The organism is Pseudoalteromonas sp. CST2 (assembly GCF_028599385.1).
Lineage (GTDB): Bacteria > Pseudomonadota > Gammaproteobacteria > Enterobacterales > Alteromonadaceae > Pseudoalteromonas > Pseudoalteromonas atlantica.
Genome location: NZ_JAQREO010000004.1, coordinates 108,957 through 128,732, shown reverse-complemented (window position 1 = coordinate 128,732; position 19,776 = coordinate 108,957). Strand labels below are relative to the sequence as shown.

18 protein-coding genes are annotated in these 19,776 nt (G+C 41.1%); 9 read left to right on the top strand and 9 right to left on the bottom strand.

Translation table 11 applies throughout. The annotated features are described in order from the left end of the window. The 7 genes from PSH41_RS07485 to PSH41_RS07455 all read left to right on the top strand — a co-directional run bounded on the left by PSH41_RS07485 (position 1) and on the right by PSH41_RS07455 (position 7,358). Positions 1-435: a DUF4381 domain-containing protein gene (locus tag PSH41_RS07485; RefSeq protein WP_029773479.1), complete on the top strand. Its 435-nt coding sequence runs from the start codon at positions 1-3 to the stop codon at positions 433-435. Further along, on the top strand, positions 428-1,414 hold the full coding sequence (locus PSH41_RS07480) for a vWA domain-containing protein (protein ID WP_029773478.1): 987 nt from the start codon (positions 428-430) through the stop codon (positions 1,412-1,414). The genes PSH41_RS07485 and PSH41_RS07480 overlap by 8 nt, the downstream gene beginning before the upstream one ends. Then, entirely contained in the window at positions 1,414-3,321 is a 1,908-nt protein-coding gene (locus PSH41_RS07475) for a vWA domain-containing protein (protein ID WP_273588982.1), read from the top strand. The genes PSH41_RS07480 and PSH41_RS07475 overlap by 1 nt, the downstream gene beginning before the upstream one ends. Beyond that, complete coding sequence (locus tag PSH41_RS07470) at positions 3,315-4,979, top strand: BatD family protein (protein WP_273588983.1); 1,665 nt, start codon at positions 3,315-3,317, stop codon at positions 4,977-4,979. Before PSH41_RS07475 ends, PSH41_RS07470 begins: the two co-directional genes overlap by 7 nt. Positions 4,980-5,042: 63 nt before the next feature. Beyond that, a complete protein-coding gene (locus PSH41_RS07465) occupies positions 5,043-5,600 on the top strand; it encodes a sigma-70 family RNA polymerase sigma factor (RefSeq protein WP_039972214.1) in 558 nt (185 codons plus the stop codon). Next, the gene (locus PSH41_RS07460; RefSeq protein WP_054982184.1) at positions 5,600-6,352 is read left to right on the top strand and encodes a DUF3379 family protein; all 753 of its coding nucleotides are present in this window, start codon (positions 5,600-5,602) and stop codon (positions 6,350-6,352) included. The genes PSH41_RS07465 and PSH41_RS07460 overlap by 1 nt, the downstream gene beginning before the upstream one ends. A 160-nt stretch (positions 6,353-6,512) precedes the next feature. Then, positions 6,513-7,358, top strand: a complete 846-nt coding sequence (locus tag PSH41_RS07455; protein ID WP_273588984.1) for a Tim44 domain-containing protein — start codon at positions 6,513-6,515, stop codon at positions 7,356-7,358. 279 nt (positions 7,359-7,637) lie between these two features. Here the strand turns inward: PSH41_RS07455 and PSH41_RS07450 are convergent, their stop codons facing one another. The 4 genes from PSH41_RS07450 to PSH41_RS07435 all read right to left on the bottom strand — a co-directional run bounded on the left by PSH41_RS07450 (position 7,638) and on the right by PSH41_RS07435 (position 11,579). Then, positions 7,638-8,828, bottom strand: a complete 1,191-nt coding sequence (locus PSH41_RS07450; RefSeq protein WP_004587316.1) for an amino acid aminotransferase — start codon at positions 8,826-8,828, stop codon at positions 7,638-7,640. Between the two features lie 80 nt (positions 8,829-8,908). Further along, positions 8,909-9,568: a GAF domain-containing protein gene (locus PSH41_RS07445; protein WP_273588985.1), complete on the bottom strand. Its 660-nt coding sequence runs from the start codon at positions 9,566-9,568 to the stop codon at positions 8,909-8,911. A 56-nt stretch (positions 9,569-9,624) separates the two neighbouring features. Next, positions 9,625-11,274 (bottom strand): fused response regulator/phosphatase, encoded by a 1,650-nt coding sequence (locus PSH41_RS07440; RefSeq protein WP_138577486.1) that lies wholly within the window; start codon positions 11,272-11,274, stop codon positions 9,625-9,627. Further along, entirely contained in the window at positions 11,274-11,579 is a 306-nt protein-coding gene (locus PSH41_RS07435; protein WP_004587319.1) for an STAS domain-containing protein, read from the bottom strand. The genes PSH41_RS07440 and PSH41_RS07435 overlap by 1 nt, the downstream gene beginning before the upstream one ends. A gap of 129 nt (positions 11,580-11,708) precedes the next feature. Here PSH41_RS07435 and PSH41_RS07430 point away from each other — a divergent pair, with 129 nt between their 5' ends. Further along, positions 11,709-12,038 (top strand): translation initiation factor, encoded by a 330-nt coding sequence (locus tag PSH41_RS07430; RefSeq protein WP_024031864.1) that lies wholly within the window; start codon positions 11,709-11,711, stop codon positions 12,036-12,038. A gap of 12 nt (positions 12,039-12,050) precedes the next feature. Here PSH41_RS07430 and PSH41_RS07425 read toward each other — a convergent pair whose 3' ends face one another. Continuing rightward, positions 12,051-15,065 carry a bifunctional diguanylate cyclase/phosphodiesterase gene (locus PSH41_RS07425; protein WP_273588986.1) on the bottom strand — a complete coding sequence of 1,005 codons (3,015 nt, stop codon included), beginning with the start codon at positions 15,063-15,065 and terminating at the stop codon, positions 12,051-12,053. Positions 15,066-15,423: 358 nt separating this feature from the next. Here PSH41_RS07425 and PSH41_RS07420 point away from each other — a divergent pair, with 358 nt between their 5' ends. Next, entirely contained in the window at positions 15,424-16,581 is a 1,158-nt protein-coding gene (locus PSH41_RS07420) for a chorismate mutase (protein WP_054982179.1), read from the top strand. A 104-nt stretch (positions 16,582-16,685) separates the two neighbouring features. Here PSH41_RS07420 and tyrA read toward each other — a convergent pair whose 3' ends face one another. The 4 genes from tyrA to rimM form a co-directional block, all read right to left on the bottom strand. Further along, positions 16,686-17,819, bottom strand: coding sequence for a bifunctional chorismate mutase/prephenate dehydrogenase (gene tyrA / locus PSH41_RS07415; RefSeq protein ID WP_096740400.1), 1,134 nt, complete (start codon positions 17,817-17,819; stop codon positions 16,686-16,688). A gap of 251 nt (positions 17,820-18,070) precedes the next feature. After that, positions 18,071-18,430, bottom strand: coding sequence for a 50S ribosomal protein L19 (rplS, locus tag PSH41_RS07410; RefSeq protein WP_004587324.1), 360 nt, complete (start codon positions 18,428-18,430; stop codon positions 18,071-18,073). Positions 18,431-18,463: 33 nt separating this feature from the next. After that, positions 18,464-19,231, bottom strand: coding sequence for a tRNA (guanosine(37)-N1)-methyltransferase TrmD (trmD, locus tag PSH41_RS07405; RefSeq protein ID WP_004587325.1), 768 nt, complete (start codon positions 19,229-19,231; stop codon positions 18,464-18,466). After that, the gene (gene rimM / locus PSH41_RS07400) at positions 19,231-19,767 is read right to left on the bottom strand and encodes a ribosome maturation factor RimM (RefSeq protein ID WP_004587326.1); all 537 of its coding nucleotides are present in this window, start codon (positions 19,765-19,767) and stop codon (positions 19,231-19,233) included. The genes trmD and rimM overlap by 1 nt, the downstream gene beginning before the upstream one ends. Positions 19,768-19,776 lie beyond the last annotated feature (9 nt).

The following is a 19,776-nucleotide window of genomic DNA, read 5'->3' as shown; positions in this document are numbered from 1 at the left end:
ATGCAAACCAATCCACTCGATGGCCTGCACGATATAATAGCGCCAAGCCAAGTTAGTTGGTGGCCACTCGCCCCTGCTTGGTGGGTTATTATTACCCTGTTGTTTATAGCACTGTGTGCAGCTGCTTTTTGGTTTTACAAAAATTATAAATTTAAAAAGCCTAAGCGCTACGCAATCGATTTAAGCCACAACGAGCAAAGCGCGCAAACACTTCATATTATTTTAAAGCGCCTAGTAATAGAGTATTACGATAAACGCCTAGCAACGCAATCAACAGCTAACTGGTGTAACACACTTAATACCTTAACCGGTTTAAGCTTTACCGAGCATGAGCTTTTAAGCCTGTATAATGCGCAGCAAACCAATGACGCGCTTAACGAAAAATTACGCCAAGGCATAAAGCAATTTAAACTAAAGGAGCCAGTACATGTTTGAATTTAGCTGGCCATGGTTGTTTTTATTACTACCTCTGCCCTTATTACTTTTATTGTTAAAACCTGCTGCCAGTAACGCACATACCCGGTTACGTATTCCAAGCTTTGCCAAACATAACTTAGCCAGCCAAAGCCTTGAAAAAAGCGCACGTAGACTAACTATTTTTGAATGGCTACTTTGGCTATTACTGGTCACTGCTGCAGCCAACCCGACATGGTTAGACGACCCCATTTCATTACCTAATGAAGGGCGCGATATAATGCTTGCGGTCGATTTATCTGGCTCAATGACCGAACAAGACATGGCTTACAACGGCCAATATGTTGACCGCCTCACTATGGTAAAGGCGGTATTGAGTGACTTTATAGAGCAGCGCCAAGGTGACAGGTTAGGCCTGATATTATTTGGCGACACCGCATTTTTACAAACGCCACTGACTCGCGATGTTAAAACCGTAAGTAAAATGCTCAGCGAGTCTCAAATAGGCTTAGTTGGGCGTGCCACTGCTATTGGCGATGCGCTAGGTTTATCGGTAAAGCGTTTTGCCAACAAAGATAAAAGTAACCGTATTGTGGTGCTATTAACCGATGGCCAAAACACCGCAGGTAATTTAAAACCTGAAGATGCCCTACTCCTTGCCCGCGAGGAAGGCATAAAAGTATATACCATAGGTGTTGGCTCAGATAACCCCCGTGGATTTAGCCTATTTAATATGGGTGGTATGAGTGGGGGCAGCTTAGATGAAAGCTTGTTAAAAGACATTGCCGAACAAACCGGTGGGTTATATTTTAGAGCCAAAGATGTAGCTGGCCTTCAGCAAATTTACGCAGAGCTTGATAAATTAGAGCCAATTAGCGCAGATGAGCAAACATTTCGCCCGCAAAGCTCATTGTTTTACTACCCACTACTTATTGCTATTTTACTCATTAGTTTAAAAGTAATGTTAAGCACCTTACGTGCATTAAAGGAGCCTAACTAATGGACTTTACATTTATTCGTCCCGCTGTTTTGTGGCTTTTAATACCTGCACTTGCGTTGTTTTTTATAGCCTTTATTAAGCATAAAAAACAAAGCGCAGATAACCTAATTGCCCCTCATTTGGCGCCGTTTATTATGAACGAGTCAAACACTAAAGCCAGCCAACCACTTTGGCTGGTCGCTGTATTTTGCTGTTTAGCTATTATTTTTAGTGCAGGCCCTAGCTTTGAAGAAAAACAGGTTCCTGTATTTCAAAGTAAAAGTGCCCGTGTGATTGTAATGGATATGTCGTACTCAATGTACAGTACCGATATAGCACCAAATCGTTTAATGCAATCACGCTTTAAAGCACTCGATATGATTGAGCTATTTAAAGAAGGCGACACCGCTTTAGTTGCCTATGCCGGCAGTGCATTTACTATTTCGCCACTTACAAACGATGCCACTACGCTTACTAATTTAATTCCGAGTTTAAGCCCCGACATTATGCCCGACAAAGGCTCTAATGTTTTAGCTGGCCTTGATATGGCAAAAGAGCTTTTAACGCAAGCAGGCTATATTGATGGCGATATAATATTAGTCACCGATGGCATAGACCAAGAAGAGCAAAGCGATATTACAAGCCTTACCAGTAATTCTTCTTATCGGCTAAATATTTATGGCGTAGGCACAGAGCAAGGCGCACCAATTAAATTACCTGAAGGCGGTTTTTTAAAAGACAGCTACGGTCAAATAGTCATCCCCACCATTAACATAAGCCGCTTAAAAAGCCTAGCGACCCGCAGTGGTGGAAAGTTTGCCCTTTACCAACCAAGCAGCAGTGACATAGCCACTTTTGCACCAGGTGCCAATAGTGAGTTATTAAAAGATGAAAAACAAAGCCATGCCCTGTGGCGCATAGACGCAGGTATATATGGGTTACTTATTTTACTGCCCTTAGGCCTTTATTTATTTAGAAGTGCAGCATTTGTAGGTGCCTTTTTAGTACTCAGCGTTTTGCCAACCCAACAGGCAAGTGCATTAGAGCTCCCCTCTTTTTTAAAAAACACTGATCAGCAAGCGCTAGATGCTTATAAAAATAAAGATTTTGAACGGGCCGCCAATGCCGACTCAAGCAGCTTAAAAGGGTCTGCGTTGTACCAACAAGGTAATTTTGATGCCGCACTAGAAGCCTTTAGTAAAGATAAATCAGCCACTGGTTTTTATAACTATGCCAACGCGCTTGCCAAATCAGGACAGCTAGAACAAGCCATAGATGCTTACAAACAAGCACAAACGCTACAACCTAACTTTAGCGAAGCCGCTGATAACCAAGCTTTGGTTGAGCAGTTGCTCGAGCAACAACAGCAGCAACAGCAGCAAGAGGGTGATTCGCAAGATAACCAGCAACAATCTGATCAAAGTGAGCAACAAAACAATCAGCAATCAGATCAAAGCCAACAAGGTGAAAATAGCGATTCTCAATCAGAGCAAAGTCAAGGCGAGCAATCACAAGAGCAGCAAGGTGAGCCAAATCATGAGTCTGACACTGAGCAAGGCCAGCAAAGTGCTGAGTCGGGTTCACAATCAGATAAACAAAATGAGCCAGAACTAGAAACTCAGCCACAAGCTAATCAAGAGCAAAAACAGCCTGAGCAAACAAACGAAGAACAAGCTGAAAATACTCAGCCGCAAACAGCGCAGCAGCAAACGTTAACAGATGAGCAAAAGCAAAACGCTCAACAACAAGCCGCGCAAGCACAAACGCGTGAGCTCACCAACGAAGAGAAAGAAAAAGCCCAGCAGCTTAACCAGTTATTAAGAAAAGTACCGGACGATCCGGCAATTTTATTACGGAATAAAATGCAATTAGAAGCCCAAAAAAGACAATATCAACGTCGCCCTACAGGAGTAGAAAAATCATGGTAATGCGATTATTTTGCTGTTTATTGCTATTAAGTGCGATGCCATCATGGGCCGCCACCAAATTAGAGGCAAGTGTAGATAAAAACCCAGTCCTTGCTGGCGAATTTTTTATGCTTAACATTTCAGTTGACGACACAATAAAAAGCGAGCAACCCGACACCTCGGTGTTACTTAAAGACTTTGTGGTTGGGCCAACAAGTTTAAGTACGCGCACCAACATTATAAATGGCAGCATTAACAAGCAAACAACCTGGTCTGTTAAGTTAATGACCCGTAATGAAGGTGAATACACCATTCCGGCTTTTAACGTGGCCGGTTTAAGCTCGCAGCCAATAAAATTAAAAGTGGCAAAACGCGCTGCCGATGCTGATAAAAATAACGATATTTTTTTAAAAACATCGCTCTCAAGTGACTCGTTGTTTGTTCAAGAAGCTGGCGTATATACGATTAAACTCTACCTAGCAAAAGAGCTGCTTGATGGCAGCCTAAGTACGCCCAGTATGCAAGATGCACAGCTTACTCAATTAGGTAAACAAACCGAAAGCTATGAGCTTGTAGATGGTAAACGTTATTTAGTGATCACCCGAGAATACTTACTACAACCGCAAAAAAGTGGTGTATACACCATTGTTGGCCCTACGTTTCAAGGCCGTGTACAGCAAAATTACCGCCAATTAGAAGTGTCGGCTTTAGGAGATGATCAGCAAATTGAGATAAAACCTATTCCGGAAAACTATAAAGGTGCATGGCTACCCAGTGAGTTAGTTAATATTGATGAGCAGTGGCAGCCTGATGAAAATACAGTAGAAGTTGGCACGCCTATTACACGCACTATTACCTTAACCGCATTAGGGGTTACTAAAGAGCAACTGCCCGAAATTGATATGAAAACCATTGCGGGAATTCGCAGTTACCCCGATGATGTAGAAACAAACAATGCCGTAAGAAACGGACGGGTTGTATCTCAGCAAACAGCGTCATTTGCGTTATTACCACAAAAAGCGGGCACTTATACCCTCCCAGAAATAACACTGCCTTGGTATAACACCAAAATAAACCGCATTAGCTACGCTACATTGCCTGAGCGCACTATAACGGTAACTCCTAGCGCCAATGCTATAAACCCAGGTGCTATTGCAAACGACAACCTTAATACAGGTGAGCCAACTTTGCCTGCTAATAAAGTAAGTAATACACAGCAGCCCAATACAGCAATAGCCGCGCCGCAAAGTGTTATTCCGCTTTGGTTAATTATTGTTGCCGTGCTTGGGTATATTTTTTGGATAATCACTGCAATTTTTTATTGGTTAAGCCGTTCTACTAATAATGAGCCAAAAAATAACAGTGTATCTGTAAATAAAGCCCAACCGCTTTCATTAAACGCGCTTAAAAATGCAGCTAAATCAAATAATCTCAATGCATTTTATAGCGAACTAAATGCGGTAGCGATTAAGCTTACGGGCAAAAAAGTGGCTGCGATAGATACGTTAATACACAACATCAATAATGATGAACTGGCGACGCAGGTTATCCGTTTACAGTCAGCTCTTTATGCAAATAGCAGTGCAGATGTCGATCTTAATGCTATTATTAACATAATTGAGCAGCACCAAGTTCAACGTACAAAGTCGCAACAAGCTGTATTAAAAGACCTTTATTAACTAGTTTGATAAATTTAGGTCTTTTCATGCATTAAATAATAAATTTTAATTAAAAAAGTACTTATGCTTGGAAAGAAAAAATCAAATAATCAGGTCTTAGTTGATATGGCAGAGAAACAAAAGCGCTATGAAGCCTTGGTCCATGTATATAATAAGGAGCTTTATCGCTTTGCTTATTGGTTATGCCGTGACCCACATATTGCAGATGACCTAGTACAAGAAACGTTTTTACGTGCTTGGCGCTCGCTTGACTCATTATTGGATCAAAAAGCCGCCAAGCCTTGGCTGCTGACTATTTTGCGTAGAGAAAATGCACGTCGCTTTGAGCGCAAGCAGTTTGACTACAGCGATGTAGAAAACGATACACTTGTCGATGAAACCAGCCATTCGTTAGATGATGAAATGGAGCAAACGGTTATCCAACGCCAAATTGCGCTGCTATCTGATGAATACAGAGAACCCTTACTTCTGCAAGTTGTTATGGGGTGCTCTGGTGAAGAAATAGCAGAGATTCTCGATTTAAATAAAAACACGGTTATGACTCGTTTGTACCGTGCCAGAAACCAACTTAAAGAGGCTTTAAGCCGTGATGATGAACAACTTAAAGGGGCATCAAAATAATGGATGAACTTGAGTTTCGTCGACGCACTATTGCGCAGCCAAACGATTTAGATAAGGAGCTTTTAGAGTTTGCTAAAGAGAGCTCTGAGCGACAAAACTTTATAAGCGATATGAAAGACTTTGATAAACAAATTCAAGATGCGTTAGATGTGCCTGTGCCTGACAACCTTGCTGAGCGTATTCTTTTAAACACTTCGTTAAAAGAAAAAGCAATGCAAGAAGAGCAAGCAACTGGGGATAACGTTGTAGATGCACGCTCACGTTTTAAGTTTGACCGTGTTCACTTAGCCCTAGCCGCGTCTTTTTTTGTAGCTATTGGCGCATTCTTTTTTAGCACAGAGCAACACATTGCCCATGAAGCAGGCGAACATGCTTTAACCCATGTTTACCATGAAATTACCGCCCTTGAAAAAACCAATGCTATTAGCCTACAAAGCGTTAACGATAAGCTTGCACTGCTAGGCGCTCATATAGAAGAGCTGCCAGGTAAAATTACTTATGCGATGTTTTGCGACTTTAAAGGTGAAAAAGGTCTGCACTTAATTTTTGAGTCGGACTTTGGCCCCATGACGGTCTTTATTGTTCCTTCTGAGAATAAGTCGTTTGGGTTTGGCGAAGATGATTTTCATGATGCGCGCTTTGCAGGTCATATTAATCGAGGCGACAAAGCCGATACTATTTTAGTGGCTAACTCCGGCGCGCCAATTAATGTGTACAACGAGCGGGTTACCAATGCCATTCGCTGGCTGTAACTAGCGCTTAACGACTAAAAACCGCTGAGTAACACTGAGCGGTTTTTTTGTGCCTATTCAGCGCTCATTTTTCATCCAAAACAATTGATTTTAAATGTAATTATTAATTTTTACTGAAAAGTTAATTATACTCACCGCTCAGTTTAACTTAGGGAATTACATGAAGAACATCATCGTTATATTTTCATTACTTGCACTACTGTGTACAGCAAGTTTTGATGCACACGCACGCAAAAAGTTTGGTAGTAGTAAACGCGGTACAACCCCAGCAACACAACAAACCACACAAAAGCAAAAAGCCGATACCACAGCACCTGCAGCCAAGACAAAAAGCAGTAAAAAAGGCATTATGGCCGGCGTATTAGGCGGATTGTTAGCCGGCGGTTTAATTGCCGCTATGCTAGGAGATAACTTTGAGGGCATGCAGCTATTAGAAATTATTTTATTAGCAGGCGTTGCCTTTATTTTGTTTAAACTTATTACGGGGTTTATGCGCGCTCGCCACTCCCCGCAATTAGCCGGTACACACGCTACGGGGCACTCTGCTTTTAAGCAAACAGCCACAGAGCAGCCTACTAACAGTGGTTTTACCCAGCAAAGCGCACACACTGAGCAAGTGCCTTTCAATTTACCCCCTAATTTTGACGTAAATGGCTTTTTACAAGGCGCACGTAGCCACTATCACACTATGCAAACTGCGTGGAATAATGCTGATTACGCCACGATGGCTGAGTATTTAAGCCCATCGTTAACTCAAGAGTTTAAAACTGAGCGCGAAGCGATTGAACGGGTAGCGACTGAGGTGATGTTTATTGATGCCGAGCTTGTACGCGCTGAAACAACAGCAAATTCGTGGCAAGTAAGTGTGCAATTTAAAGGCAAATACCGCGACTTAGACGATAAAAAAGAAGAGCCTATTTTAGAGATTTGGCACCTTCAGCGTGCTACCACCTCAGATGCACCGTGGCTGATTGTAGGCGTAGAAGACTTAATCGATAGCGAATAGTGCTGTAATTATAGTTATACCAATTCGCTTAATTAAGTGATCTACTTTGAGAGTGGATAAACGTGTTGATAGCTCGGCAAAAAAATCGCTATTTAGGTGTTCTAAATGAGAGCTTTTTAACGCAGGTAGCGACACGTTTAGCCCCGCAAAATAATTAAGTATTATTGCGGATTGGTATTGGCGGCAAACGCTGGCTAATTGGTATAAATAACAGCTAAAAAAAACCGCCCAGCCTAAAGTTTAGGCTGGGCGGTTTTTTATTACTGTTAAGTAATAGTATTATTTACAAACGTCAGCAACGGCGTTTGCGAAATACTCAATGTTAGTATCACTAATACCCGCTACATTTACGCGGCTAGAACCAACAATGTAAATACCGTATTCTTTTTGTAGGCGCGCAATTTGCTCTTTATTAATACCTAAGAAAGAAAACATACCGTGTTGACGTTCAATAAACGAAAAGTCTTGCTCTATCTCTTTTGCTGCTAAGCTTTCTTTTATTAAGCTACGTAAACCATTAATACGATTACGCATTTCATCAAGCTCACTGTGCCACATTTGTGTAAGCTCTGTGCTGCTTAAAATAGTGTTTACAATGTCAGCACCATGCGCTGGAGGCATTGAGTAAATACTACGAACAACACTTAATAGCACTGAATTTGAAATATCAGCGGTTGCAGTGTCTTTTGCAATAATTGAACACGCACCAATACGCTCACGGTATAAACCAAAGTTTTTAGAACATGATGAACAAATAATTAGCTCTTCTACTGCATCAGCTAAAATACGTAGTCCACGTGCATCTTCTTCAAGTGATGAGCCAAAGCCTTGGTAAGCAATATCAATAAGTGGTGTAAAGCCAACTTCTTTTGCAAGCTGAGCAACTGTGTTCCACTGTGTCTCGTTTAAGTCCATACCACTTGGGTTATGACAACAAGCATGAAGTAGCACAATATCCCCTTTTGGTACTTGCTTAAGGGTGTTTATCATGTCGTCGAACAATAGATCTTTGTTTTCGTAATCGTAGTACGGGTATTCTTTAACGTTTAAGCCAGCAGCTTCAAACAAGCTAATATGGTTTGCCCATGTTGGCGTAGTTACCCACACTGTTGCGTCTTTATTGCAACGCTTAACAAATTCAGCCGCAACGCGAAGTGCACCTGTACCACCTGGTGCTTGTGCTGTACGTACGCGGTTTGCTAAAAGTGCTTGGTGCTCACCTAGTAATAGGTTTTCCATTTTTTGACAGTAGTCTAAGTTACCCGCTAAACCAATGTAAGATTTGCTTGTTTCGTTTTCTAAACGAAATGCTTCAGCTTTTTTTACCGCTTTTAATACCGGTGTGTTGCCTTGCTCATCTTTATAGACACCTACACCTAAATCAATCTTGTTAGGGTTTGTATCTTGTTTATAGGCTGCCATAAGGCCAAGAATAGGATCTGTTGGTAATGGTTTTAATTCTGAGAACATTAGCTATCTCTTATCATTAATTAGGGGTTGGCTGTTGTAGTAAGCTTAACATAAAAGCTTACCTTCTTGGCTAGTGATATTTACACTAGAAAGTGAGGAATTTTAATGCAGCACGCAACTAATACAGCGAGTGTACGGCTATCAAAAAAGTCGTTACTAAATGCCTCTGCATCTATAATACCGACGCATTCATGTTGCTCATTAAATAAGGGTAAACAGGTTTCAGCTTTCACTTTAGGGTCACACGTATAGTACTCGCCACCTTGTGCTAAATAGTTTTCTACGTTGTTAATTACACGCCCGCGCTTAGACAATGCAACTTGTACATTATTGCTGCCTGCTGCAAATGCTTCAGTAAGAGGAAACAGTGGACGGCTTGGCGCACCTTGATACGCCAGCTTTAATAATTGCGGACCCTGAGCAGTGTCAACCGCTTGATAAATACCATACCAATCGACCTGTGTTTGCTGCTCTATGTAATTAACTATATTTTGTAGGTTTGCTAGTTTTTGCTCGTTTTGTGAAGTCGCGCTCACGTGATCAGTAAGTTTAAATGGCTCATCTTGTAAATAACCAAACAAACTACACGCACCGCCTTCACCGAGTTCAGGAATTTGATATTCCCAACGTACAGACGGCAGCGCGCTTGCAGCAATATACTGTTCTAGCAGCTCTAGCTCTTTGGCAATTAATTGTGGGTCTATATTTAATTGCGCAATATCAAGGTAAGAAGAAATCATTTGGCCATCCATACATCTAAAATTTTTTAGATAATAACATGGAAATTTTTTCTGAGCTATAGCAACTTGTAACACATTTCGACTTGGTTACCACTTGCGTTATACGTGACTTTTTCTGCCACTTCTTCGAGTAACGATAAGCCACGCCCAAACTCTGCGTTGAGTTCGGTGCGTGTAGAAGAGTCACTTGAGAATCCCCTGCCCGAGTCACAAATAATAAAGTACAAACATAAAGTATCTGGGCAATAACGCATATCAATAATAATCATCGCCTCTTTCATTTTACTCAGTGCTTGCTCTCTTAATTCATAGTATTTAAAAAAGCCATCGTCTTGTTTTTTTATGTCTGAATCAAGGCCTAACACGCCGTGATCAAGTGCATTGTTATACGCCTCAGAGAGCAATAAAAATATATTTGAGCGATGCGATCTAAGCCCCTCAACACTGCTTAATACATTAACAACATCATACACAGGGTCTGTGCATTTAATTTGCTGTGCGTTTAAGCTAAGTGAAAAGTTAAATGCCAAATTAGAATACGCCTCTTTGGCCTCAGGCTCTGGGGTTAGCGGCAAACAATTAAGCAGCACTAAGCTTAAGTCGTCTAATTGCTCACTGCCATTGGCAAAGGTATTTACATTATCTATAACACGCTGACTGCTGATCATCGGCTTGCTTTTAAGTGCTGCTAAAAAGCGCTGCTCACCATAAAAAATATCGGCGTCGTTGTTAGTTTCTATTATGCCATCGGTTGAAAGCACCAAGCGGGTGTTTTTATCAACTTCTAAATTAATTAGTTCATATTCAAATTCATCGCTGTCTAAAATCCCCAGCGCCATGTGTTGCGACTCAAGCGTTTGCTTTACTTCACCATCGGTATTTATTAAGTACGCATCTGGTAAGCCACCAAGCCATGCTGAAATACTTTTGCCCGAGGCACTGAGCTCAATAATAGTCGCCGCGCAAAACATATGCTCTGGCAGTAAATTATGCAGTAATATATTGATCTCAGAGGCGATATCGTTAACAGCCATGCCTTTTTGCACCATAGTGTAAAACACCCGTGATGCAGGTAATGCTCCAATCGCGGCTGCTAACCCATGCCCGGTAAAATCACCCAACATGCAATATAAATTGCCTATTGGGCTTTGCGCGACTAAAAACATGTCACCGTTAAACATAGAAGCAGGAGAAAGGCTAAAGTCTAAATGGTCTTTAAACTTATCTTGGTTTTCGAGCGAGTTATTAAAAATGTGCTCAATTATTTCGTGCTCGCGCTCTATTTGATTGCGATGATACTCAAGTAAGGTGTTTTGTTGATGGGCTTTTTTACTTAATTCGCGCGTACGGCTGTGCGCTTTAATTTTTGCGTTTAAAATTACTTTTTCAAACGGCTTTTGAATAAAGTCATCCCCGCCTACTTCTAAACAACGCTCGAAGCTGCTTTGATCTTCAAGCGAAGTAATAAAAATAATGGGTAGGTAAACGTCGTTGTATCGCTGCTTTATCAGCTTTGCAGCTTCAAAGCCATCCATTACCGGCATAAGTACATCGAGTAGAACAATATCAATCGCTTCTTTTTCTAACACCTCAAGTGCTTCTAGGCCGTTAAACGCAATTGATATTTTATAGTTTTCTTCGAGCAGCATTTTTTCGAGCAGGATGCGATTAAGCGCCTGATCGTCAACAATAAGTACGTGGGTCATTAGTTAATATCAAACTTCTTATCAAAACGTGATATTTGCAGTATTTTTTTAAGCTGAGGCTGACAATTACTGATCTCTATTGTTTGTACCTGGCTTTCAATGGTTTTTTTCATGTTAAGCAACATACCAAGAGCAGAGCTATCCATGTAGTCGGTCTCTCTTAAATCGATAATCACTTTATTTGTTTTAGGCTCAATTTGGGCATAGGCTTGGCGAAATGATTGCACTAAATTAAAGTCAAATTTGCCTTTAATTTGTATCGTTAAAGTACTTTCATCAACCGATAAACTCTTTGTTAAACTCATTATAAACTCCAATAATATTTCCTTTGACCTAAATATAACCTGTTAAAAGTATTTAGCAAAAATAAAAACACTCGCCAGCAAATTTGTTATTATTTAATACATCAATAAAAACGTTTATTTAGGTAAATTATGAGTGATAACCGCTTAGTATATTCAACCGATATGGGCCGAATTAGCCAGCCAAAGGTTGAGCAAGAACCCACTGCAAAACTATTTAAAGATGGCTTTATCCGCATAGAGCGCCAAACGAAGGGCCGAAAAGGTAAAGGGGTGATGTTGGTTGTGGGTATAGATCCAAAAGCGCACGATCTAAAAAAGCTAGCTAAAACCATAAAAAGTAAAATGGGCCAAGGTGGCGCGGTAAAGGAAGGCATTATTGAAGTTCAAGGCGATGATCGCGAAAAATTAAAAGGGATTTTAGAAACCCTTAAATTTAAAGTAAAAATTGCGGGTGGCTAAACCCGCAACTTTTTATTTGCTACTAGCAATGTTAGGCGCATCGTTTAATTTTTTGTATAACGCTGGCAGTTCGCTCTCAGCAATCGGTTTGCTGTAATAAAACCCTTGCACAATATAACAATTATTATTTTGCAAAAACTCTACTTGTTCAATCGTTTCAACCCCTTCTGCAACTACGTCTAATTTAAGCTTTTGCGCCATGGCTATAATAGCGGCGGTAATTTCCATGTCATTAGAATCAGCAGGGATATCTTTTACAAACGATCGGTCAATTTTTAATATGTCGACCGGGAATCGTTTTAAGTAGCTTAGCGACGAATAGCCAGTACCAAAATCATCAATCGATATTGAAATACCCAGTGCTTTTAGTTCGTGTAACTGCGTAATGGCAGCTTCAACATTGCCCATTAGCATACTTTCGGTAAGCTCCAAGTGTAACCGCTTAGCACTTACCCCGGTTTGTTTAATTATACTGCTGAGCATGGGCACTAAATTAGCGTCTTTAAACTGACGTGCCGATAAATTAATAGATACGTTGTTATCTCGTCCATCTTGCGCTAAACGCACGGCAAACTCGCACGATTGCTGTAATACCCACTCACCGAGTTCAACAATGAGTCCTGTTGCCTCAGCAATAGGAATAAACTTGGTCGGCGATATAAGCCCTTCTACAGGGTGGAACCAGCGTAGTAGCGCTTCATAGCCTACAACGTGCTGAGTTAATGAGTTTATTTGCGGCTGATAATAAACCTCAAACTGTTTTTCTTTAATTGCATGGCGTAATTCGTTTTCAATGAACAGCCTTTCATTGGCAGCCGCGTTAAGCTCTTGGCTATAAAAGTGGTAAGTATTACGCCCTTTGGCTTTTGCCTCATACATTGCTAAATCAGCATGTTTTAAAAGCTGATCTTCTTCTAGGCTATCGTAAGGGGCCATTGTAATACCAATACTAGCGCTGACTATTACTTCGTTATTGCCAAGCTTTATAGGCACATTAAGTGTTTTTTGAATAGTATTTGCGACATCACTGGCATGCTCTTGGCTTTCAATACCACTGAGTAATACAGCAAATTCGTCGCCCCCTAGGCGGGCAATTGTATCTTCAGCGCGTAAGCGTGCTTTAAGGCGGTTAGCAACTTCAATTAGTAGCTGATCGCCTGCATCGTGGCCTAAAGTATCGTTAATGCGTTTAAATTCATCTAAATCAAAGTAAAAAAGTGCAAACGCATAATGGCCGCGCTCAGCCAAAGCCATTGATTTACGCAGCTGCATTCTAAAAAATGTTCGGTTTGCTAAGCCCGTTAACGTGTCAAAGTACGCAAGCTGCTCCATTTTGCGCTGGCTTTCTTTAACAAACGAAATATCTTGTGCGGAGGCTACATAACTGGTGATCTCACCGCCATCTTCGCGAATAGGAGAAACACTTAACGATACCCAAATAGGCTGTTTATCATTGCCCTGAATCAAGGTATCACCACGCCAGTAGTTTCTACTGCGAAGGTCGATATTGATATCTTCAACCAAAATGGCCATCTCAGATGCGATAATATTCAACAGCGGCGCGCGGTTAAAGTGGCTCTCTGGGTAGCCTGTCATCTCAAGCATTTTGGGGTTAACGTATTCTATAACAAAGTTTTCATCGGTGATCACCACACCGGTTCCTGAGAAGGCAACGGCTTTAGAGAGCCTATTAGCGGCTTTCTCGGCAATTTCTTTTTCTGTAATTCGCTGGTTTAACCCATCTATAAGCTTACGAATTTCTACGGTCATATCTCTAAATGAGCCGTTTAGCGTGCCTATTTCGTCTTTGTTCTCTGGCGGGAATTCGGTTAGTAATTGCCCTTTACCAAAGCCAGTAACTGCATGTACTAATGTGTGAATTCTGCGAAGCACTAGCTGATACAGCGCTTGGTGTAACAATAAGGCAACCAAGACCGCATAAAGCACAAACAAGCCAAAAAACTTCAGTTTTAAATCTTGCAGAGCAGAGAGCGTTGATGAGCGTTTTTTATAAACCCCAATATACCAGTCTAGTTTATCAATTTTACGAATATTAATAATGTGTGCTTCATCGTTTTGTACAAACGAATTAGCATACTCTGGTAATTTCATGGTAATTGCTTCATTTATAATGGCTTGCAATTGCGGATTAACAAATTCGTTTGTTGTTATTGTTTTATCTTTGCTGCCATAACTTGCTTGTAGCGCTGGGTTAAGACTCGGGTGCGCAAGCAGTTGGCCTTTTTTATCAAATACCAGTAAATGTTTTTCTTTATCGCCCACAGGTAAAAATGAAATCAACGTGTTTAAATCTATATCGCTGCCGGTCACCCCTAAAAATTCATTATCAACATACAAGGGGACAAGCAAACTAATAACCCATTTATGCCATACTTTATCGTAATAAACCTTAGACCACACAGGTTCTCTGCTGGGGTTTAAATCACTTTGTACATACTTAAATGTTGCACCATTAGAGCCTCTGAGTTCAGCCGGTGCGTTTAACGCCCAATTGGGAGGCGAGACACGAATGAAATCGTCTTTGGTGATCATATAAAAATTAAAAAAGTCGTGAATTAAGGTTGGTGAAATGACTTTCCATAACGACTCTGAGCTATTAAATAAACGCTTATAAAAAGGAGAATAATGCTGCTGAGGAAGAAATGCGGCTGAAAGGCCGTCGCTCGATGCACTGCGTATAGTGCCGTCGCTATTAAATTGTAACTGGGTTTTGTTAGATAAATTGATTGCTGAACTATCACTAAATAGCTGCTCCGACACAACATTATTAGCCTGTTTGGCAACGGCTGATTTTGTTTTGATTAGTGCGTCAAATTGCCTGATAAGTAATTCGGTGGAGCTTTTAAGTACTTCATGCTCTTCGAAAACTAATTGTTTTTCTTCAGATTTAAGCATCAGCGCGGCAGCACACACACCGGCAATTAAACAAATTGCAGATATAAGCAACGACAGCTTTACACTTAAAGAATTTAGTCCAAAACGCGATGGAGGGCGTCTATACACCACAGGCCAACCTTACTATTTTAGTTGTTGTTATTTTTAGCTAATACCTGAAATATACCAGATCCCTATTCATATTTATAAACTATTTGTAAATTTTATCTAAATGTTAGCTAGGAGCTGATAATTATTCATTATGTCTATTTAAACTGGCTTGCTTGTTGACTTTGCTAGTAACACCTCATACATTAACAGCATGAAAATTATCTTATCTTGCACTTTTTTTTCTTTTTTTAGCTTCTTTATATAAAAGAGGCTGAACTGTTTGTGAGATAAAATCAATCGAATAGCAAAGCCTCCCACTTGGGAGGCTTTTTTGTTTTAGTTGCACCAAGCAACTTATTTTTGGAATGAGGAAACCAAAATGACCAACGATGTTTTAAACGCGCTCAGACACGATATTAACGAAATAGACTCCGATCTGTTGGTGTTATTAGCTAAGCGCCGCCGTATTAGCCACGGTGTTGTTGAGTATAAAATTGCGAATAACAAACCGATTCGTGATGAAGCGCGCGAACTAGCCTTACTCGAAAAGCTGATTGGTTATGGCAAGTCGCTTGGTCTAGATGCGTATTATGTAAATAACGTTTTTCAAACCATTTTGGAAGACTCTGTGCTGCATCAGCAAGCCATGCTGCAAAAAAACTTAAACCCCGATGCATTAAGCGAAACACATCGCGTTACTTACTTAGGCGGGCAAGGCTCGTACAGTCAGCTAGCGTGTCATAAATACTTTAGCCGCCGCCCTGGTAAGTTAGTCGAAATTGGCTGTACCTCGTTTGATGAAATTACGGGCAAAGTAGAAAATGGCCAAGCAGATTTTGGTTTGCTGCCTATAGAAAACACCAGCTCGGGCAGTATTAACGAAGTATTTGATTTATTACAACATGCTCAAGTATCAATTGTAGGTGAAGTTACACACAGTGTAGAGCACTGCTTACTTGCCACCCCAGATACTGAATTAAGCCAATTAACTAAAATTTATGCCCATCCTCAGCCATTTGCTCAATGTAGTCGCTTTTTACAAGGCCTCGGTGATTTACAACATGAAACCTGTGATTCAACCTCAAGTGCTCTACAATCAGCTTTAAATACGCCAAATAGTGCGGCCATTGGCTCAGCGCAGGCAGGTAAAAACGTTGGTCTTGAAGTGATTAAATCAAACCTTGCGAATCAAAGTGAAAACCACAGCCGCTTTATCGTGGTGGCGCGCAAACCTCTGCAGGTATCTAAACAAATACCGACTAAAACCAGCCTTATTATGGCCACTAAACAACAAGCAGGTTCATTGGCTGATGCGCTAATGGTGTTTAAGCAACATCAAATAAACTTAGTTAAACTAGAGTCTCGTCCTGTACCGGGTAACCCGTGGGAAGAAGTGTTTTATGTAGACTTAGAAGCAAACCTTGCCGATAGCCAAGTGCAACATGCCTTAGAGGAGCTAAAAGAGCATACTCAATATGTGCGCGTTTTAGGCTGTTATCAAAGTGAGTCTTTACAAGCTGTGAGTGTTAATACCTAACCTAACACGCAAATACTAAAAAGGGCCTAAGTAGGCCCTTTTTTAATCGCTCATTTAAAATGCTTTCAACGTATAGCTTAAGTAACTACGCATTTTTAACCCTTTTAATCTAATACCTTGGCGTCATTTGCTTTATTTAGCAGGCTACGGCTTTGCGTTAAAAAGTGCGCGGTCGAGTCTGAAAAATATGCTTTAGCATCAGCAAATGCATCGATGAGTGCGCCTTTATCTCCCTCTTTTAGCTTTTCAAGAGTTTGTGCAAAGGTCTCTTGGTATTGCGCTAATAAACTCTCAACATTATCAAACTGGGCCAACATTATATCTGAGTATAGCTCAGGAGATTGTGCAAATAAGCGCCCTACCATCATCAACTCTAACTGATAAATAGGAGACGAGCAGCTTCTTAGTTCCTCAAGCGTATGGCTTTGCTTTGCTAAAAACTGCCCATAAACAAAGGTCGTTAAGTGGCGCATTACTTGTATTATTTGCATTGCTTCATCATGCTTTTTAGCATCTAGCTCAACAAGTTGGCAACCCCATACTTGCAACTGCTGCAGTAAGCCTTTTGCAGCATCATGCGCTCGGCCTTCACACACAACAACAGTTTGTTTAACCCAGTGAGAAATATCAGGGCCAAACATAGGGTGCAGGCCAACAACAGGCCCAGAGTGCGCCGCCTTTAATGCCTTAATGGGTGATTGCTTAACTGAGGTAATATCAACAAGCAAACAGTCATCATCAAGTTTAGGTAGCTTAGCAACAACGGCCTCAAGTGCATTGATAGGCACACTGATCATCACTAATTTTGCGCCAGCTAAAATGGCTTTAGCATCGTTTTGCTGATCTTTATCTAAAATCTTAACTTCATAACCTGAACGAATAAACTGCTGAGCAAATAACTGGCCCATTGCCCCTTGCCCACCTACAATTACAATAGGTGATAAATCAGGGGCGGCACAGGCAAGTTTAGCTTGTTGGTTTTGATAGGCTTCGCGCATCATGCGCCTTAATATGTCTTCAACAAGTTCAGGGCTGACTCCTTGTTTAATCGCTTCATCACGACGAGCAGCGAGCAAAGCAGCTTCTCTTTCAGGGGCATGAAGGGGGGCGCCATTTTGCTGCTTTATAGCACCAATTTTTTGGGTTATTGCATTTCGCTTTGCAAGTAAAGCAACTAATTGCGCATCGCATTCATCAATGCCATCTCGTAATTGTGATAAATCACTTAATTCAGCCACGTTTCTCATTCCACCTATAAACAACTCATTTCGTAAATATATATTTACATTTAAGTAAACTAATCAATACGTTAAATACTAACAGGATCAAGTATGGGTTAAAAGGCTAATGTAGTAAGGCGAGTGAAGATTACTTAATACAGAGGGGTGCTTTTGTGAAGAGGTAGTATATTATTTAATGCTTAAAAACCAAAACGGGTTGCAACCGTGAGGCTGCAACCCGTTTTCTTTGCGTTGATAAACAGCGCGTATTAGTTAAGTTTTTCTCTAATACGTGCAGATTTACCAGAACGCTCACGTAGGTAGTAAAGCTTAGCACGACGAACCGCACCGCGACGCTTAACTGTTACGCTATCAATAAGAGGGCTGTGCGTTTGGAATACACGCTCAACACCTTCACCGCTCGAAATTTTACGAACTGTGAATGCTGAGTGAAGACCACGATTACGCTTAGCGATTACAACACCTTCAAAGGCCTGTAGACGCTCTTTGTTACCTTCTTTTACACGTACCTGTACAACTACTGTATCACCAGCGCCGAATGCTGGTACGTCTGTTTTAAGCTGCTCTTCTTCAAGCGCTTTAATAATATTTTGGTTTACTTTTGCCATTATGTTTCTCACTTTCCTAGGTGTAACTGTCTTCTAGCCACAAGCTTTTTGGTACTCTTGCTGAAATTGTGCGAGTAATACCGCTTGCTCCTCAGTCAGAGCTAGGTTATGCAACAAGTCAGGACGTCGTAGCCAAGTTCTGCCTAATGACTGCTTAAGCCGCCATTTTGCAATCTCTTGGTGGTTTCCACTGAGTAGTACAGCAGGCACCTGTTTGTCGTCCAATGTTTCTGGCCGTGTATAGTGAGGACAATCTAGCAAGCCATCCGAAAATGAGTCTTGCTCTGCTGACTGGTTATGACCTAACACGCCTGGCACTAATCGCGCTACTGCATCAATTAATGTCATGGCAGGTAATTCACCACCACTCAAAATAAAATCACCAATTGACCATTCTTCGTCAACGTATGACTCTATTATTCTCTCGTCTATACCTTCATAGCGACCGGCAATCAAAATCAGCTTTTCAGAGTTTGCGAGTTCGCTAGCCCCTTGCTGATCTAATTTGCGCCCTTGCGGGGACATATAAATTACTTTTGCGCCATCACCTGCCGCTTTTTTAGCGTCAAGAATGGCTTGTTTTAATGGTTCAACCATCATTAACATACCTGGGCCGCCCCCATAAGGACGGTCATCTACGGTTCTGTGCTTATCTAAAGCATAGTCACGTGGATTCCAGCAGTTAAAGTCAATTAAGCCATTTTTCACTGCGCGACCAGTGACACCTTGGTGTGTAATAGCATCAAACATGTCTGGGAAAAGGCTTATCACCCCTACCCATAATGAACTAGTTTGAGTCATTAAAACCCAGGATCCCAGTCTACGGTAATTTCTCTCGCTTCGTATTTAACTTCTTTAATTACTGAATCAGTTAAAAAAGGAATCAAACGCTCAGCTTGACCAAATGCATCTTTACTGTTTGCCTTAACAACCAGTACGTCATTCGATCCTGTCTCCATCAGGTCATCAACAGTGCCTAAATTGTAACCTTTATCAGTTACAACCGACATGCCAATGAGATCTCGCCAATAAAACTCGCCTTGCGGGAGTTCTGGTAATTGCGCTGAATCAACAGATATTTCTGCATGGGTATAAGCCATTGCTTCGTCTCTGTCGTTTACTTGCGCAATTTTAGCGATAAAGCCTTTGTTGTGGCGACGCCAGTCGACCACTTCTAAGGTCTGCCATTTACCTTGTTGCCCTATCAACCACGGGCTGAAATCGAAGATCCCTTGGGGATCATCAGTAAATGAATGTACCTTAAGCCAGCCCTTTATACCATATGGGGCACCGAGCTTTCCTACGACAATAATTGATGAGGTGTTCTCTTGACTCATGGTTACACT

Excerpts from the sequence above, each read along its gene's own strand:
- rimM (WP_004587326.1), bottom strand. The coding sequence starts at position 19,767 with ATGAGTCAAGAGAACACCTCATCAATTATTGTCGTAGGAAAGCTCGGT.
- PSH41_RS07480 (WP_029773478.1), top strand. The coding sequence starts at position 428 with ATGTTTGAATTTAGCTGGCCATGGTTGTTTTTATTACTACCTCTGCCC.
- PSH41_RS07450 (WP_004587316.1), bottom strand. The coding sequence starts at position 8,828 with ATGTTCTCAGAATTAAAACCATTACCAACAGATCCTATTCTTGGCCTT.
- PSH41_RS07465 (WP_039972214.1), top strand. The coding sequence starts at position 5,043 with ATGCTTGGAAAGAAAAAATCAAATAATCAGGTCTTAGTTGATATGGCA.
- PSH41_RS07440 (WP_138577486.1), bottom strand. The coding sequence starts at position 11,274 with ATGACCCACGTACTTATTGTTGACGATCAGGCGCTTAATCGCATCCTG.
- PSH41_RS07475 (WP_273588982.1), top strand. The coding sequence starts at position 1,414 with ATGGACTTTACATTTATTCGTCCCGCTGTTTTGTGGCTTTTAATACCT.
- PSH41_RS07420 (WP_054982179.1), top strand. The coding sequence starts at position 15,424 with ATGACCAACGATGTTTTAAACGCGCTCAGACACGATATTAACGAAATA.
- PSH41_RS07485 (WP_029773479.1), top strand. The coding sequence starts at position 1 with ATGCAAACCAATCCACTCGATGGCCTGCACGATATAATAGCGCCAAGC.
- PSH41_RS07435 (WP_004587319.1), bottom strand. The coding sequence starts at position 11,579 with ATGAGTTTAACAAAGAGTTTATCGGTTGATGAAAGTACTTTAACGATA.
- PSH41_RS07455 (WP_273588984.1), top strand. The coding sequence starts at position 6,513 with ATGAAGAACATCATCGTTATATTTTCATTACTTGCACTACTGTGTACA.
- PSH41_RS07430 (WP_024031864.1), top strand. The coding sequence starts at position 11,709 with ATGAGTGATAACCGCTTAGTATATTCAACCGATATGGGCCGAATTAGC.
- trmD (WP_004587325.1), bottom strand. The coding sequence starts at position 19,231 with ATGACTCAAACTAGTTCATTATGGGTAGGGGTGATAAGCCTTTTCCCA.
- PSH41_RS07460 (WP_054982184.1), top strand. The coding sequence starts at position 5,600 with ATGGATGAACTTGAGTTTCGTCGACGCACTATTGCGCAGCCAAACGAT.
- rplS (WP_004587324.1), bottom strand. The coding sequence starts at position 18,430 with ATGGCAAAAGTAAACCAAAATATTATTAAAGCGCTTGAAGAAGAGCAG.
- PSH41_RS07445 (WP_273588985.1), bottom strand. The coding sequence starts at position 9,568 with ATGATTTCTTCTTACCTTGATATTGCGCAATTAAATATAGACCCACAA.
- PSH41_RS07470 (WP_273588983.1), top strand. The coding sequence starts at position 3,315 with ATGGTAATGCGATTATTTTGCTGTTTATTGCTATTAAGTGCGATGCCA.